This is a genomic window from Devosia sp. CAU 1758 (assembly GCF_054482695.1).
In genome coordinates this window covers 958,739-974,413 of sequence record NZ_JBTLRJ010000001.1, presented here as the reverse complement: position 1 = coordinate 974,413, position 15,675 = coordinate 958,739, and the positions used below count along the sequence as shown (strand labels likewise).

Annotated in this window: 12 protein-coding genes; 7 read left to right on the top strand and 5 right to left on the bottom strand. The window is 61.8% G+C overall.

The window, feature by feature from the left end:
- Positions 1-11: 11 nt before the first annotated feature.
- The 3 genes from ACXYMS_RS04800 (at position 12) to flaF (ending at position 2,652) form a co-directional block, all read left to right on the top strand.
- A complete protein-coding gene (locus tag ACXYMS_RS04800) occupies positions 12-1,787 on the top strand; it encodes a flagellin N-terminal helical domain-containing protein (protein WP_458904132.1) in 1,776 nt (591 codons plus the stop codon).
- Positions 1,788-1,901: 114 nt separating this feature from the next.
- Complete coding sequence (flbT, locus tag ACXYMS_RS04795; protein WP_458904130.1) at positions 1,902-2,327, top strand: flagellar biosynthesis repressor FlbT; 426 nt, start codon at positions 1,902-1,904, stop codon at positions 2,325-2,327.
- Positions 2,278-2,652, top strand: coding sequence for a flagellar biosynthesis regulator FlaF (gene flaF / locus ACXYMS_RS04790; RefSeq protein ID WP_458904128.1), 375 nt, complete (start codon positions 2,278-2,280; stop codon positions 2,650-2,652). The genes flbT and flaF overlap by 50 nt, the downstream gene beginning before the upstream one ends.
- Positions 2,653-2,835: 183 nt before the next feature.
- On the opposite strand, the gene ACXYMS_RS04785 is transcribed toward flaF, so the two are convergent.
- The 3 genes from ACXYMS_RS04785 to ACXYMS_RS04775 form a co-directional block, all read right to left on the bottom strand.
- On the bottom strand, positions 2,836-4,836 hold the full coding sequence (locus ACXYMS_RS04785; RefSeq protein WP_458904126.1) for a hypothetical protein: 2,001 nt from the start codon (positions 4,834-4,836) through the stop codon (positions 2,836-2,838).
- A 14-nt stretch (positions 4,837-4,850) separates the two neighbouring features.
- Positions 4,851-6,689: a flagellar hook-associated protein FlgK gene (flgK, locus tag ACXYMS_RS04780; RefSeq protein WP_458904124.1), complete on the bottom strand. Its 1,839-nt coding sequence runs from the start codon at positions 6,687-6,689 to the stop codon at positions 4,851-4,853.
- Between the two features lie 67 nt (positions 6,690-6,756).
- Positions 6,757-8,532: a flagellar hook protein FlgE gene (locus tag ACXYMS_RS04775; RefSeq protein WP_458904122.1), complete on the bottom strand. Its 1,776-nt coding sequence runs from the start codon at positions 8,530-8,532 to the stop codon at positions 6,757-6,759.
- Positions 8,533-8,778: 246 nt separating this feature from the next.
- On the opposite strand from ACXYMS_RS04775, the gene ACXYMS_RS04770 reads away from it, so the two are divergent.
- A complete protein-coding gene (locus tag ACXYMS_RS04770; RefSeq protein ID WP_458904121.1) occupies positions 8,779-9,645 on the top strand; it encodes an ATPase in 867 nt (288 codons plus the stop codon).
- A gap of 70 nt (positions 9,646-9,715) precedes the next feature.
- Complete coding sequence (locus ACXYMS_RS04765; RefSeq protein ID WP_458904119.1) at positions 9,716-10,627, top strand: homoserine O-succinyltransferase; 912 nt, start codon at positions 9,716-9,718, stop codon at positions 10,625-10,627.
- A 48-nt stretch (positions 10,628-10,675) separates the two neighbouring features.
- On the opposite strand, the gene ACXYMS_RS04760 is transcribed toward ACXYMS_RS04765, so the two are convergent.
- On the bottom strand, positions 10,676-12,658 hold the full coding sequence (locus ACXYMS_RS04760; RefSeq protein WP_458904117.1) for a PhoX family protein: 1,983 nt from the start codon (positions 12,656-12,658) through the stop codon (positions 10,676-10,678).
- A 168-nt stretch (positions 12,659-12,826) separates the two neighbouring features.
- On the opposite strand from ACXYMS_RS04760, the gene ACXYMS_RS04755 reads away from it, so the two are divergent.
- Together ACXYMS_RS04755 and ACXYMS_RS04750 are read left to right on the top strand one after the other, a co-directional pair.
- A complete protein-coding gene (locus ACXYMS_RS04755; RefSeq protein ID WP_458904115.1) occupies positions 12,827-14,278 on the top strand; it encodes a YcjX family GTP-binding protein in 1,452 nt (483 codons plus the stop codon).
- Positions 14,275-15,294: a YcjF family protein gene (locus ACXYMS_RS04750; RefSeq protein ID WP_458904113.1), complete on the top strand. Its 1,020-nt coding sequence runs from the start codon at positions 14,275-14,277 to the stop codon at positions 15,292-15,294. Before ACXYMS_RS04755 ends, ACXYMS_RS04750 begins: the two co-directional genes overlap by 4 nt.
- Here ACXYMS_RS04750 and ACXYMS_RS04745 read toward each other — a convergent pair.
- Entirely contained in the window at positions 15,291-15,611 is a 321-nt protein-coding gene (locus tag ACXYMS_RS04745) for a 2Fe-2S iron-sulfur cluster-binding protein (RefSeq protein WP_458904111.1), read from the bottom strand. The two genes, ACXYMS_RS04750 and ACXYMS_RS04745, sit on opposite strands and share 4 nt — an antisense overlap.
- Between the last annotated feature and the right edge of the window lie 64 nt (positions 15,612-15,675).

Here is a 15,675-nt window from a genome sequence, read left to right as displayed (position 1 = left end):
GATTGCAATAGATGGCGGACATCTCACTTTCGAAGGCCGTTCGGGCCAATCTTCTCTCGCTCAAGGGCACCGCCGACATGATGGCGACGACGCAGAATCGTCTTGCCACCGGCAACAAGGTCAATTCGGCCCTTGATAACCCGTCCAGTTGGTTTACCGCCAAGGGCCTGACCAATCGCGCCAGCGATCTGGGCGCCCTGATCGACTCCATGGCAAACGGCATTCAGACTTTGCAGGCTGCGGACAACGGCCTCAGCGCCATGACTAAGACGCTCGAATCGATGCAGTCGACGCTACGCCAGGCCCGGCAGGACAAGTCGTTCCAGACTCACTCCATGGCCATGGCAAAGATCGACGCCAATGATCCGGCTCTCGGCTCCCTGCTGATTTCCGATGGTGCTGTCGGTAGCCCGACCACTGTTGCCCTGACGAAGTCCGGAACGGGTGCACAGGTACAGTTTGCCACCGCCTATGAAACGCCCGTTGCCGCACGCCAGGCATCGGTCGTAGGCGATGTTGCCAACGACGACGCTGCTGCCGTCGCCGGCAAGACCTTTGAAATCACCTTTGGCGGCGAGACGGTCCAATTCGTCCTGGCTGCCGATGCCGGCAATACCCTGGCCGACTGGGAAGACATGATCGAAGAAACGCTGTCCAACTCCGCGTTGGCTGGTGTAGTCGAGTTCTCCTCGGCCGGCGGTGAATTCAGCTTTACCACCGTGGACGACATCGATGGTACCATCACGGTTGACGGCGCCGACGTCGACGCCGTGTTCGGCACCCCACCGGCCGACCCCGACGCACCGGGGGCTGGCGAGCGCGCCCTGACACCCGGTTCGGATGGTCAGTACTCCTTCATGATCAACAATCGCGAAATCACTATCGCGTCTGGTCTCGACATCGACGCCGCAATTACCTCGATGAACACCCAGCTGGGCAGCAATTCCAAGTTCGAAGTGTACAAGGAAGTCGGCAACCTGATCGCCATCCGCGCCATCAAGGACGATGCAGGCACGCTGACCATTGGCGGTGACGACTCGGGAGCCTTCGGCGCCGTTGATGCCGCCGCCGCCCTCACCTTCGCCCGCAGCACCGACGAAATGGTTGCTGCCGTCAACGGCCATGCCGACCTGACCGGCAAGGTGCGCGCGTCCAATGACAACGGCAAACTGCGCATCGAGAACCTCTCGACTCAGGATCTGACGATAGAAGGCCTTGATGCCAATGGCGCGCTGAACGGCGGCGCCGGCACTGCCTCGGTGCTTGGAAACGCCGTTCGTGCCGGCCTGGCCGACCAGTTCAACGAACTACGCGATCAACTCGACAAACTTTCGGATGACGCCTCATTCAACGGCATCAACCTGCTGCGCGGCGACAAGCTGACCATCACGTTCAACGAGACCGGCACGTCGGCTATCGACATCCAGACCAACGATGGTGAGACCGTAAACGCGCTCAATCTGGGTGTGCCGACCCAGCTTGTGGAAAGCCAGCTCGACAGCGACGTCACCATCGATGGCCTACTCTCCGACATGAAAGCTGCACTTGACGAGGTCCGCTCTCAGGCATCGACCTTCGGTTCGAACCTCTCCATCGTGCAGAACCGCAAGTCGTTCACCGAGGCGATGATCAACACGCTCGAAACCGGCGCCGGAAACCTGACCTTGGCCGACATGAACACGGAAGCGGCCAACCTTCTGGCCCTGCAGACGCGCCAGCAGCTCTCGCAGAACTCGCTGTCGCTGGCCAGCCAGGCCGACCAGTCGATCCTGCAGCTCCTGCAGTAATCCGCTTACCAAAGACGCGTTTGAAGGCGGGCCATCGGCCCGCCTTCGTTGTTTTCGCCTCAATGTAGGGATAGACAGAAGTTATACCTCCCCTGACTTTCGGAGACATGTCAGATGGCGCTCAAGGTTGAACTCAAGCCCGGCGAAAAACTGCTGGTGGGCAATTGCATCATCACCAATTCCGACCAGAGGACGCGCCTGTTCATCGACGGCAATGCGCCCATCCTGCGGGAAAAGGACATCCTCACCTCGGAGACGGCCAATACCCCGGCCAAGCGCATCTATCTGGCGGTGCAATTAATGTATATCGACGAGGACACGCTCAAGGCACAGTCGACTTACAACGAGCTGTCAAAGGACTTTGTGGCCGCAGTGCCCAGTTCTCTACCGATTGTGGACCAAATCAATAACGAGATATTAACCGGGTCCCTGTACAAGGCTCTGAAAGCGTCCCAGAAGCTCATCGAATACGAACAGGACCTGCTCAGTCATGCATCAAACCGGCGCCCAGGCGTATCAACAGACGGCGAAAGTCGTTGAATCCCCACGCCAGCGCGAGTCGGCCCTGTTGATGAAGGCCGCCGCCGGACTACAGAAGGTCAAGGATGAATGGGAGACCTCCACCCAGGAGGAACTCCGCTCCGCCCTGACCTTCAACCGCAAGCTGTGGACGATTTTCATGTCTGCGGTGACTCAGGAAGACAGTCTCCTTCCCCCCGAAATTCGCCAGAACATCGCCAATCTGGGCATGTTCGTGATGAACCAGACCCGCGAGATCCTGCATGAGGGTCCCCCGCAGGCCGAACAGATCACTGTTCTGGTGCAACTCAACCGACAGATTGCGGCGGGCCTGCGCGGCATGTAGCCGTAGGGTCATGACCAGTGAAAAGCCCCGCATCGCTGCGGGGCTTTTCTTTTGGCAGATTGAGGGTTTCGTGAGACAGGCAACGCCCTGCCGCGATATCGCAACGCCAGCATTGTCGCCTTCGGGTCGACCGCGGCGCGTCGGGCGTCGGAAGCAATTGGCTCCAACGCCCTCAGCAAGGCCTTACAGGTAGTTCACGAGGCTGAGCTGGCTGATCATCGCGGTGACCTGATAGCTGGCGGTCAGACGGGTCTGCAGCGCCAGGATCTCCATGGCCACGTCTTCCTTGCTCACCGTCTCGACATCACTGAGGAGATTGTCGAGCTGTGCCTTGTAATTGGTATGTCGGTTGCCGGCTGCCTGCAGGGCTGCGCGGGCCACGCCCATTTCCATGGTGATCAGCTCGATCGAACCGCGTTCAGCATTGCGCCCTTCCGAGAGTTCGAGCTGCTGGCGGCGGGCCATGGCGTCAAAGCGCTGCTTGGCCGGGTTGAGATCGACCGAATTGGGGTCCGCTGCATTGGTGATCTCTGGATAGGTCTCCACCGTCATGGCGGCCAGCGAGCGCATCATCCGCAAATAGCCGCTCTCATTGGCCTGCATGCCATAGGCGACGCGCCCCGAATCCTCCACCGTCGCTGTCACCGACTGGCGCGGATTGCCTTCCGCCAGCGCCGCGGTCTCGGTCACCGAGCGGATCATCGCCTTCTCGAAATTGGCGGCATTCTCGGCGTCGCGCAGCAACGGGTCCGCATTGGTACTGATGGTGAACTGTCCAGAGCCGGCCTTGCCGGTCACGGCCGTAAGCGTAACCTGCCGGGTCGTGCCGTTCGGCTCGGTCAGCGTCAGCCTGACATTGTCTCCGGCCGTCAGCGCCTGCGCATTGTCGAAAGTGACCGTCATGTCGGCCGGGGGGCCAGCATTGCGCACGGCGTCGAGCGCGCCCGCATTGGCCGAGGTGAAGGCGACATTGCTGATCTGGAAGCCATGTGCCGTGGAGACTGGACTGTTCCCGGTCAGGGTGACGACGCCGGCATTCTTCTCCGAAGTCAGTCGCCCCATGCCGATCGCGGACACCGCAGCAGTCTGGCCCGAATACCACATGACCGTGTCGGTCTTGGTGGCAACCCGCAGGCTGGTCGCCGTAAACGGATCGGCGCCATCGACGCGCAGCACCGGCTCACCGGCCGCGTTGAAGAAGTTCTGCGAGGCGGCAAACGTGGAGGCGGCCTTGAGCTCGCTCTCCGCCGTTTCCTGGAGCGTGGCCTTGAGCGCATTGTCGAAATTGGACGCCGTGACGAGCGTTGCCGTGGTCGGATCGTCGCCGATGACAAACTCATTGGTCGCGCCCGTGGCATTGGCCGCCGACACCGCCTTGAGCGTGATCTGTGTCTCGGTCCCGTCCGGCAGGGTGAAACCCAGGGTGACGCTGTCGCCTTCTGCCACCGTGCCCGGATCGCCCGGGAAGGTGAACGCGATATCGGCTGGCGACGCCGTAAAATCGGAAACAACTCCGATATTGGCGCCAACCGCCGACACCGTGGAAAGCTTGAACCCAAATGGGTGGTCGCCATCCTCGGCCAGTGTCACGGTCACCGGATCGGTTTGCAGCGCCGGTGCAAGCGGATTCACTACAGTGACCAGTCGCCCCTGCTCCAGGGTTCCCAGGTCGGCCGCCTGGCGTTGGGTCACCACGCTCCGATATCCCGCCCGGCCGCCGGCGCCATCGAGCAGCTCGGTCGTAGTGGGCAGCGGCGCCTTGTCTGTGACCTTGCCACCGAACAGATAGCGGCCCGCCACATCGGCATTGAGCAGTGTCACCATCTCGTCGAGGCGCGCCTTGGAGAGGCCTGAAATAGTGGCCATGTTGATATTGCTCGACCCGTACTGGCCCTGAACGGCCGAATTTCGCGCCTGGCCCTCGATCTCGTCGAGGCGGGTCAGCGCATTGTCGTAAAAGCTCAACCGCAGATCGACCTGCTCGATGCTGGCATTGTAGCCCGCGATCGTGGTCAATCGCGAGCGAACTGAAAGCGAAACCGGCAGGTCTCGGGCCAGGTCGGACAGGGTCTGCGCCTTCAACCCGGTACCCAGCTGCATCTGCAACGTGGCGAACTGGTCCTGCATCTTGGAGATGACGGAAAAGCCCGTCTGCAGCGGAAACATCGACTTGTTGACGATCATGACGCGCTACTCCCTCAAGTCGACGCAAATAAGGTGTCGAGCAGTTCCTTGACCACCGACACAACCCGCGCATTGGCGGCATAGGCACTTTGCAACTCGGTCAAGCGCGCCATTTCCTCGTCGATATTGACGCCATACTCGCTCTCCATCTGGGTCGAGATGGTGTCCAGAGTCAGCTGCCGGTTGTCGCGCGTGCTCAGCGCCGAGCCGATCATCGTGCCCTGATAGTTGAGCACCTGCTCGATCAGTTGCTGAACCGTGCCGTTGAGCTGGTGACGTCCTTCATTGGCCGCCGGGGACGTCCCGGACGCGAAGTTCATCGAATTGATCTGGTTCAGGATATATTCGGGCCGCGCTGCATCGCCCAGCGTCCCGTCGATGTCGAATTGCACCAAGAGCCGGTTGTCGCTGACAACGGCCGGGTTGACCGAGATACGGGCCGCAAAGCCCATGATCTGCGGCGGATCGGTGTCGAGATTGCCGGTATAGGCCGAATTGCCCTGGTCGACGAACAGCGCCATGGCCAGTTCGCCCTGCTGCGTCCCGGTTGCCGACCCGCGCGTGGTCAGCCCGGTCACATCGCGAATACCACCGGTGCCGTCGTCCAGGACCTGCAACACCCCGGCGCTGGGGCTGGTAATCGCGAGCCCGGGCAACTTGCCCTGCAGCGTGGCAGCCGCCGCACTGGCGTCCGAAAGATCAACCGAGATCACCCGCTGGCCGCTGGAGTCGATGAAGTCCTCGCCATTGGTACTGTTGACGATGCGGACCCGCTGCTGCGCGCCGTTCTGCGTATAGGTAAGCAGGACATCATTGCCGGGCTTGAGGTGGGAGACGTCGGCCGACAATCCCTCTGCGCCGCCGCCGCCAGTGGCCGCCGTGCCCGCTGAGGTGATGGTATTGAATGCCGATGCCAGGCCTGCTGCGATTTCGTCGAGCTGGTTCTGGGCTTCGACCAGGATCTTGTCGCGCAACTGCACGAGGCCCGCCAGTTCGCCGCCCTGCAGCACGCCCTGCTGCACCATGTCTATGGACAGTCCGGATGGCGTGGTCAGGGTAAGGGTCCCCACCTTGCTCTTTCCCGGGTCGATGTTCGCCTGGGACGTGGGCGACAGGGCGCCCGCGGTCGAAAACTTGAGCGTGCTGAAGCCGTTGTCGATGAGGCCGACGCCGGAGCGGGTCATCAGCGCCACTGTACCGTCGGGTCGATACTCGGCCTGCACGTCCATGACCTCGGCAACCGCTGCCACCAGTCGGTCGCGCTGGTCGAAGAGCTGAGCGCGCGCCGTGTCGGTCATTCCCAGGTCGAGCATGCGGTTGTTCACCTCGTTGAGCGAGATGAGCATGGAGTTGACCTCGGACACATCGTTGGCGATGCGCGTTTCCGATTCCTGGCGCAATTGCTGGATCACACCGGAAAGTGTGTTCAACTGCTGGGCAAAGGACTGCGCCTCGGCAACGACATTGGCTCGGGTGGAATAGTCGTCGGGGCTGGTCGAGAGCGCCTGGAGCGAGTTCTTGAACGAGCCGAACATGGTGTCCAGCGAACCTGCCGTACCGGGCTTGCCGAGGAACCCCTGGAGCTTGTTGAGATAGTCACCCATGACGTTGGACATGGATGTGTCCGAAACCTGCCGGTTGTAATAGGCCTGCAGGCTCTGGTTGAACGCGCGGTTAACACCAGCCGAGCGGGCATAGGTGCTGTTGACCGAGTTGTAGTCGATAATGTTCAGCGACTGCCGGTGATAGCCCGGCGTCCCTGAATTGGCGATGTTCCGGCTCAGGACCGTGATGGAATCCTGGCTGGTCCTCAGACCCGATACAGCGTTCGATAATGACGAAACCAGACCCATGACCGTGGCCCTCAAACTGAAATTCGGCCCGGAGCCTCACGCCCCGGACCGCTACTCACGGCCCGCCTCAGCGGATCATGTTCAAGGCTTCCTGCAGCATCTCGTCAGCGGTCGAGACGATGCGCGTGCCGGCCGAATAGGCCTGCTGAGTGATGATCAGCTTGGTGAATTCGTCCGAGATATCAGTGTTCGAGGCTTCGAGCGCACCACCGATAATACCAGAACCAGACAGGTCGAAAATCGGCTCACCTGACTCCGACGTAGCCTCGTAGAGGCCTCCATCCAGACGCTTGAGTGCGTTGATGCCGTTGAACTGTGCCGTCACCACCTGCGCCATTTCAATGCGCTCACCATTGGAATAGGTCGCCACGACGCGGCCACTATCGGTAATGGCCACCGAGAGGAATTCGCCAGCGCCATAGCCGTTCTGGTTAAGCGTCGAGACGGTCACCGTGCCATTGACGTCAGCAAACTGGGAGACACCATTGCTATCGTGGGCCAGTATGACGTCGCCGATCAGCACGCCGTTGACGCGCAGGTCATCAATGGTCGCCTGGGGGACGCTGGTTGAGAGCGAACCACTGCTGCCGAACTCATAGTCCTGCCCGATATTGGTCCAGGCCGGTGAGCCGCCAACGGCCGTGCTGTCGGAAAGATAGAACATGTTCCAGCGATCCGCCCCGCCCGATGCTGCGCTGTCCATCTTGGCCCAACGCATCTGGACGTTCACCGGTGCACCATTGCTGGCATAGACCGTGATCGCGCCGCCCGAGATTGAATTCGCTACAAAATCGTCGGCGTCATCGGCCGAGATGAAGTCCACATCGGCGAGGGTTGGATCGGACGAAGCCTGCGGGTCCGTCAGGCCCAGGGCCGCTTCCAGGCCTGCACTGACGCCGGAGATGGAGAAGCTGGCGTGATAGTCCTCGTTGAGCGACACATTGAACTGGTTGGAGCCGTTCAGTGTAATCAGGGCCGAGCCCGCTGCGCCGCCACCGAAATCGCGCAGCCCTTCCTGCATGCTATCGAGGACGTTCTGGATGGTCCGCGGGCCAGTAATGTCGATGGCCACGCCATCGGTCGGCACCGGCGACGGGCTTTCGTAGAAATTGAACTCGACGGCGATGCCATTGACGTCAATGGTAATGGTGTCGCCATCGGTGAACACCGTGTCGGCCAGGTTCGCGCCCGCGTTTATGCCCAGGTTGACCGTGCCATTTGTGGTGGCCGGGGTCGAACCGCCGGCAAATTTCTCCGCTCCCAGCAACTCGCTATTATAGACGGTCGACTTGTAGCTCGCCGTCTTGGGCAATTGCGGCAGGTTGGCCTTATAGTTGATTGTCGTCGACCGATTGGCCGGAAGGAAAGCATTGGATAGCTTGATCACTTCGGGCACCGAGCCCGAAATATTGCCGGTCGCCGGATCGATCGGCAGGCCCTTGAGGTAGTAGCCGGCGCCATTGGCCAGCAGGCCGTCCTTGTCGATCTCGAAGTCGCCGCGGCGGGTGAAGTAGTTCGATCCGGCAAACACCGAGTTACCGTCCGACTGGCCCACCTTTGGCTCTACCACGAAGAAGCCGTTGGCGTTGAGCGCGATATAGGTCTCGTTCGAGCTGGTCTGAATATCACCCTGGATATTGTTGGTGCCGCGCGATTGCGCCAGCACGGCGCCCGGCACCTGCGACTTCAGCGGAGCATCGGGGATCAGGTCCATGAAGCTCGTTTCGATGCGCTTGTAGCCGGTGGTCTGCGAATTCGCGATATTGCCCGATATGTTTTCAAGTGCGTGGGACTGTGCCCGCAGGCCGGTCACCGCACTGGAAAGAGCCCCATAGATACCCATCTGTAACTCCGTAATCCCCGTTGCACCGCAAGGCGCGTTCGGAACCAGAGATGCAAGGGCAATGCCAACCCGATGAGCCTTTGATTTTGCTTGTGTTTCTGGCCCACCAGCCCGGAATTGCGGCGATAGAGCGGCAAATGAGTCCGGGCTAGCGGCAGTTTTTGCCGGTTGCTTGAGATCGGCGCGGGCTTGCTTTAAACGCAACACAGGCAAAGGGCCGCATTGGCCCCGGCGGAGCGTCAGTGAATGCTGTTTTCCAGCGTCGATGAGTTTGTGAAGGCCCCGCGCCGCGCAGTGACCGTGTTCGGCATGGCCGGCGTGGGCAAGACGCGGCTATCCAATCTGCTGCGGGCCAATCACTGGTTCCACTATTCGGCCGACTACCGCATCGGCACGCGCTATATGGGCGAGTATATCGTCGATAACTTCAAGCATGAGGCCATGAAGGTGCCGTTCCTGGCCCAGCTTCTGCGCACGGACTCGATCTATATCTCGTCCAACATCACCTTCGATAATCTCGATCCGCTCTCGACCTATCTCGGCACACCCGGCGATCCTGATAGGGGGGGCCTGCCGCTCGCCGAATACCAGCGCCGGCAGGAACAGCACCGCGTGGCCGAAGTGGCCGCCCTGTGCGACGTCCCCTATTTCATCGAGCGGGCCAGGGCCCTCTATGGCTATGACGACTTCATAGCCGACACCGGCGGCTCGTTGATCGAGGTTGTCGATCCCTCCAACCCCGAGGACCCGGTGGTCAAGGCGCTGGCAGCCCATACCGCGCTTCTCTATATTCGCGGCACCGACTCCGACGCCACCGAACTGGTCCAGCGCTTCAGGAAGTCGCCCAAGCCCATGTATTACCGCCCGCCCTTCCTTGTCGAGAAATGGGCCGAGTACAAGCTGATCCAGGGCATTCACGACGACAATGACGTCGATCCCGCCGGGTTTGGCGCCTGGGGTTTTGAGGCCCTGCTGCATGACCGCCTGCCGCGCTACCAGGCGCTGGCGGACAATTTTGGCTATGTCGTGGAGGCATCGGACCTGGCCACGGCCCGCGATGGTGACGAGTTCGTCGACCTAGTCGCCGCAGCGATTGAAAAGCGAATGCGTTAGCGCGTCTCCCACCCGGTTGACGCGCAAAGCCCTGAATCGCTTTTTCATCGTACCCCTTTAAGAGGCTGACATGCCTATCAGAATTCCCGACGACCTACCGGCTCGCAAGACGCTTGAAGAAGAGGGCGTCAACGTCATGGATTCCAGCCGCGCCGCGCGGCAGGACATCCGCCCGCTCGAATTCGGCCTGCTCAATCTAATGCCCAACAAGGAGCGGACCGAAACCCAGTTCGCCCGTCTGATCGGCGCCACGCCGCTGCAGATCAATCTGAGCCTGGTGCGGGTGACCGACCACCAATCCAAGAACACTCCCGAAGACTACCTCAATTCCTTTTATCAGACCTGGGAGGAGGTGAAGGAGCGCAAGTTCGACGGCTTCATCGTCACCGGCGCCCCCATCGCCAACATGCCCTTCGAGGACGTGCGCTATTGGCCTGAAATGCTCGAAATCATGGAATGGACCCGCACGAATGTGCACCATACCATGTTCATTTGCTGGGGCGCCCAGGCCGCCTTGCACCATTTCCATGGCGCGCGGCGCTACCGCATGGACAAGAAAGTCTTCGGCGTGTTTCGTCACAAGGTGACCGGCCCGCGCTCGCCCTTTCTGCGCGGCATGTCCGACAGCCCGATGATCCCGGTCTCGCGCTATAACGACATCGATCGCGACAGTTTGGGCGACGGTCTCGATGTGCTGATCGACAACGATCAGATCGGTCTTTGCATGCTCGGTGACCGCAATGAGCGGGCTGTCTATTTCCTGAACCACCTGGAGTATGACAACCGCTCGCTGGCCGATGAATATGAGCGCGACATCGCCGCCGGTCTCGACACGCCGCCGCCGGCGAATCTTTTCCCTAATGGCGATACCAGCGCGGTTCCCGAGAACCGCTGGCGCAGTCACGCCCATCTCCTGTTCCAGAACTGGATCAACGAGATCTACCAGACAACGCCATTCGATCTGAACAAGATCGGGCAATAGAAAAAGGGGCCGCTCTGGCGGCCCCTTCGGTCTCTGTCAAACAGCCAATTAGACGGCGATCTTGCCGCCGCCTTGCTTAGTCACCACGACCACAGCCGGACGCACGGGCATGTCGTCCTGGAAATCGGGCCAACGCGTCGCCGGATCCTCGTAATAGGAGGGACGCCCATGGCCGTCCCAATCCTCGCCACCATCGCCGGGATGCTGAATGGCCAGGAACAGCGACTCACCGTTCTCGGTAAAGACCGGTCCGCACATTTCGGCGCCAACCGGCACGCGGTAGAACAGGCGAGAGGTACCGCGAGCAGCGCCCTCCGTATCCACGGCCCACAGGCCGTCGGTACGCCCCGTGTCGGTAGGATTATTGCCGTCGGTGGAGACCCAGAGACGACCGTCGGAGTCGACGGCAGCGTTATCTGGCATGCCGAACCAGCCGTTTTCCGTGGTGTCGGTGGTGAAGGTGGCACCGACTTCGGCAATCGAGGGGTCACCGCACTTGAGCAGGATTTCCCAGGTGCCCGATGTGGCGGCGAAGTCGCCATCAGCCTCAGCGATCTCGATGATATGGCCGAAGACATTGTCCGGACGGGGGTTCGCGACGTTGACGTCTTCCTCCGTGCGACGGGAATTGTTCGTCAGCATCACATAGACCTTGCCATTGGTGGCATTGGGCTGGATGTCTTCCGGACGGTCCATCTTGGTTGCACCGAGCAGGTCGGCCGCGCGCCGGGTCTCGATCACGATGTCGGCCTGGCTCGCAAAGCCGTTTTCTTCGGTCAACGGACCTTCGCCATGCACCAGCGGCATCCATTCCATCGAACCGTCTTCGTCGAAACGCGCCACGTAGAGCGTACCCTCATCGAGCAGGTCCATGTTCGCGGCACGATCATCGGCGTTGTAGGTACCGGCGGTGACGAACTTGTAGACATAGTCGAAGCGTTCGTCGTCGCCTGAGTAGAGCACGACCTGGCCATTCGGTGCGACGATGGATTCAGCACCTTCATGCTTGAAGCGGCCCATTGCGGTGCGTTTCTTGGGAACCGAAGTGGGATCCATCGGATCGACCTCGACGATGTAGCCGAAGCGGTTCATCTCGTTCGGCTCCTTGGAGACGTCGAAACGATCGTGGAAATTGTGCCACTGGTACCAGCCGCCCGGCGCACCGAGGCGGGCATAGTTCTCAGCTTCGGCATGGTCCGCGGGGAGCTCACCGGCGAAATAGCCGTGGAAGTTTTCCTCAGCCATCAGATAGGTGCCCCAGGGGGTCACGCCGCCAGCACAATTGTTCAATGTGCCCAAAGCCTTGGTTCCGGTCTCATCGTCGCTGGTCTTGAGGCGGTCATGTCCGGCAGCGGGACCAGTAATCAGCGTCTCGGTGGTGCCGGTGATGCGACGGTTGTATTTGCTGTCGGCAACCCGGCGCCATTCGCCATCGACCTTTTCGATCTCGATGATCGAGCCGCCATGCGCGGCAAGCTCGATATTGACCTGCTCTTCGCTAAGATCGCCCTGCACCACTTCACCATCAATGACCTGCACCAGGCCGGGGAACATCAGGTGGGGGTTGGTGTATTCGTGATTGACGACAAGCAGGCCATGCTCATCCGAGCCATCAAGCGGGATGTAGCCGACATAATCGTTATTGTAGCCGAACTGACCAGCCTGCGCTTCAGCGTTCTGGTTGTTTGGGTCGAACTCTGGAGCGCCATTGGTGACCGGATCGCCCCAGCGCATCAGCACCTTCACGTCGTAGCCTTCGGCAACGTGATGATCGGCATCGACACCGGCAGTCACTTCAGGAAAAGAAAACGCCGATCCACCTTCCTGGGCTTCCGCGCGCGGCGCGCTCAGCAGGGCAGCCGGGCCTACGGTGGCGGCAATGGCCGAGACCGCCAGAGACCCCTGCAAAAACCCGCGGCGCGAGAAGCGTGCGGCAATAACCTCGCCCATTGTGCGGTTACCCGAATGGTTGGTCGGGTCAAATTCAGCAGATTCCAGGCCTTGGGTGGGAAACGTCGGTTTCTCGTTCATCTTTGCTCCTCACAGCAAATCGGGCCCTATGCGGGCCGGGACACGAGGGGATGCATAAGCCTGTCGATTAACGGATCGAACACAGCTGCATGACACTTGGGTGACACGTCCGGGTCCTTGCATTCGCCGCATCAGGCCCTACCTTGCTGGAACACGGGGACACGATCTTTGCCGCAGCCGCCGACCACCATCACCGACGAACTGGGCATCGCCCTGGCGAACCTTGCCGACAGCGCCACCGGGGTCCTCACGCCGACCCTGCGCCTCGGCGTCACCGGCCTTAGCCGCGCCGGCAAGACCATCTTCATCACCGCCCTTGTTCACAACCTGCTCACCCAGGGCCGCCTGCCCGGCTTTTCGCCGCTGGCGGACGGGCGCTTCATCGGGGCGCGTCTGGCCGAATATCCCGACGCGACCATTCCGCGCTTCGCCTATGAGCAGCACATGTCCGCACTCACCGCCAATCCGCCCGTCTGGCCGGAAAGCACGCGGCGCATTTCCCAATTGCGGATCGTCCTCAAGTTTCAATCTGCCAAGTGGTGGGCAGGCATGGCTGGCCCCGCCACGCTCAATCTCGACATTGTCGACTATCCCGGCGAATGGTTGCTCGACCTGCCCCTGCTCGGTCTCACCTTTGCCGAGTGGAGCGCCGAGGCGCTGGCCCGGGCCCGCCAGCCGGGTCACGACACCGAGGCGGCTGAATTCCTGAAATCGCTCGACAGCATGGACGTGGGGAAGGACGCGACCGACCGGGATGCGGAAAAGCTGGCCTCCGCCTTCACCACCTATCTGCGCCGCAGCCGCGAGCATGGCGCGCTGTCCACCCTGCCGCCGGGTCGTTTTCTGCTGCCCGGCGATCTTGAGGGCTCACCCGCTCTCACCTTCGCGCCCCTGCCACGACCCGCCGGCGCAATGCGCAATGGCACGCTCTATGCCATGCTCGAAAGCCGCTTCGAGGCCTATAAGGCCCAAATCGTGCGCCCCTTTTTCCGCGATCACTTCGCCCGGCTCGACCGGCAGGTCGTGCTGGTCGATACGCTGCGGGCGCTCAATACCGGTCCCGAGGCCGTCAACGACCTCGAAACCGCGCTGACGGCGGTGCTGGCCTGCTTCCGCCAGGGCGAGGCCAATCCGCTGCTGCGCCCCTTCACGCGCCGCATCGACCGCATCCTCTTTGCCGCCACCAAGGCCGATCATGTGCATCACACCAGCCATGACCGGCTGGAAGCCATTCTCAACCGCCTCGTGGCCAATGCCAGCAAGCGCGCCCGCTTTGCCGGCGCAACGACCAAATCCATCGCCATGGCCGGTATTCGCGCCACCAGCGAAGGCACCATCCGTGAAGGTGGCGAAATCCTGTCCACCCTGGTCGGCACCCCGCTCAATGGCGAAGTGCTCGATGGCGCCACCTATGACGGGAAGACCGAAATCGCATTGTTTCCCGGGGACTTGCCGGAGCGCCCGGATTCACTCTTTGAAGGCGGTGAGCCGGTCTCCCTCAATTTCCTGCGCTTCACCCCGCCGCAAAAGCTCGAGCGCAATGCCGCCGGTGACCCGATATTGCCCCATATCCGGCTCGACCGGGCCTTGGACTACCTCATCGGAGACTGGATGGCATGAAGCGTCCCGTAGCACGCCCCACCAGTCCTGCGGACGCAGCCGCGCCGTCCTCCCGCGCCCCGCGCGCCTTCACGCCCGAGCGCGCTGAAATCGTCGAGATCGCCTTCGAGCCCGAGGCCGAACCCGATCTGTTGGCCCGGCCGCCGCGCCCTATGGGCTGGATCGGACGTCTTGCCTGGACCACTGGCGGCATTCTCGTCTCGGCCGGACTTGGCCTTGCTGCTGACCGCCTGATCCGCGACCTGTTCGCCGCCAATGAATGGCTCGGCTGGCTGAGCCTGGGCGTGCTGGGCGCGTTCATGATCGCCCTCCTGGCACTTGTCACCCGCGAGTTCCTGGCCCTGCGCCGCCTGCGCGTTCTCGATGCCCTCAAGGCCGATGCCGCCCGCGCCACGCTCGACAATGACCGCAAGCGCGCCGGAGCCGTGGTCGAGGACCTTCTCGCCATCTATGCCAACCGCCCCGATCTGGCCCGTTCTCGCCAGTCCCTCGCCGACCACCTCCCCCATCTCTTTGATGGCAATGAGGTTATTGCGCTGGCTGAGCGCAGCCTGATGGCCCCGCTTGATGCGCGCGCCAGGACACTCACGGCCGCTTCGTCCCGTCGAGTGGCATTGGTCACCGCCGTGTCGCCCCGCGCCCTGGTGGATATAGCCTTCGTCATCTACGAGAGTGTCCGTCTTGCCGGCGCCATCGCGGCACTCTATGGCGCCCGTCCCGGCTTTTTCGGCTTCTGGCGGCTGACCGGCGCGGTGCTGGCCCATCTGGCCGTCACCGGTGGCCTCGTGCTTACCGACGGCGTCGTCGAACAGCTGGTCGGTCAGGGGCTTGCGGCAAAACTCTCGGCCCGGCTGGGAGAAGGCGTCGTCAACGGCCTGATGACCGTCCGCGTCGGCATCGCCGCCATGCGCGTCGTCCGCCCCCTGCCCTTCGAAACCCAGAAACAGCCAATGGTGCGGGATTTCATTACCGACCTGGTGAATGTCACCAGTGAGGCGGGCAAACCTGCGACCTAGTCCTTGGCGGCGCTCGGCGCCAGCGTCAGGGTCAGCCCGTCTAGCGCATCCGAGCAGAGGATTTGGCACGAGAGGCGCGAATTCGACTTCACGTCGCCGACGCTGTCGAGCATGTCTTCTTCCTCGTCATTGGGCGCGCCAACGGCGTCGAGCCAGCCCGGATCGACATAGACATGGCAGGTGGCGCAGGAGCAGGCACCGCCACACTCGGCCTTGATATTGAGGCCCCAGTCGCGAATGACCTCCATGACGCGCCAGCCTTCGAGCCCTTCGAGCTCGTGCACGTCGCCTGCCTGGTCGGTAACATTGATCTTCATGGAGCGCTCCTCAACAGCGCGAAGGGGATAGCGGCTAACGAAAGGGGCTGCAAGTGCGCCTCTC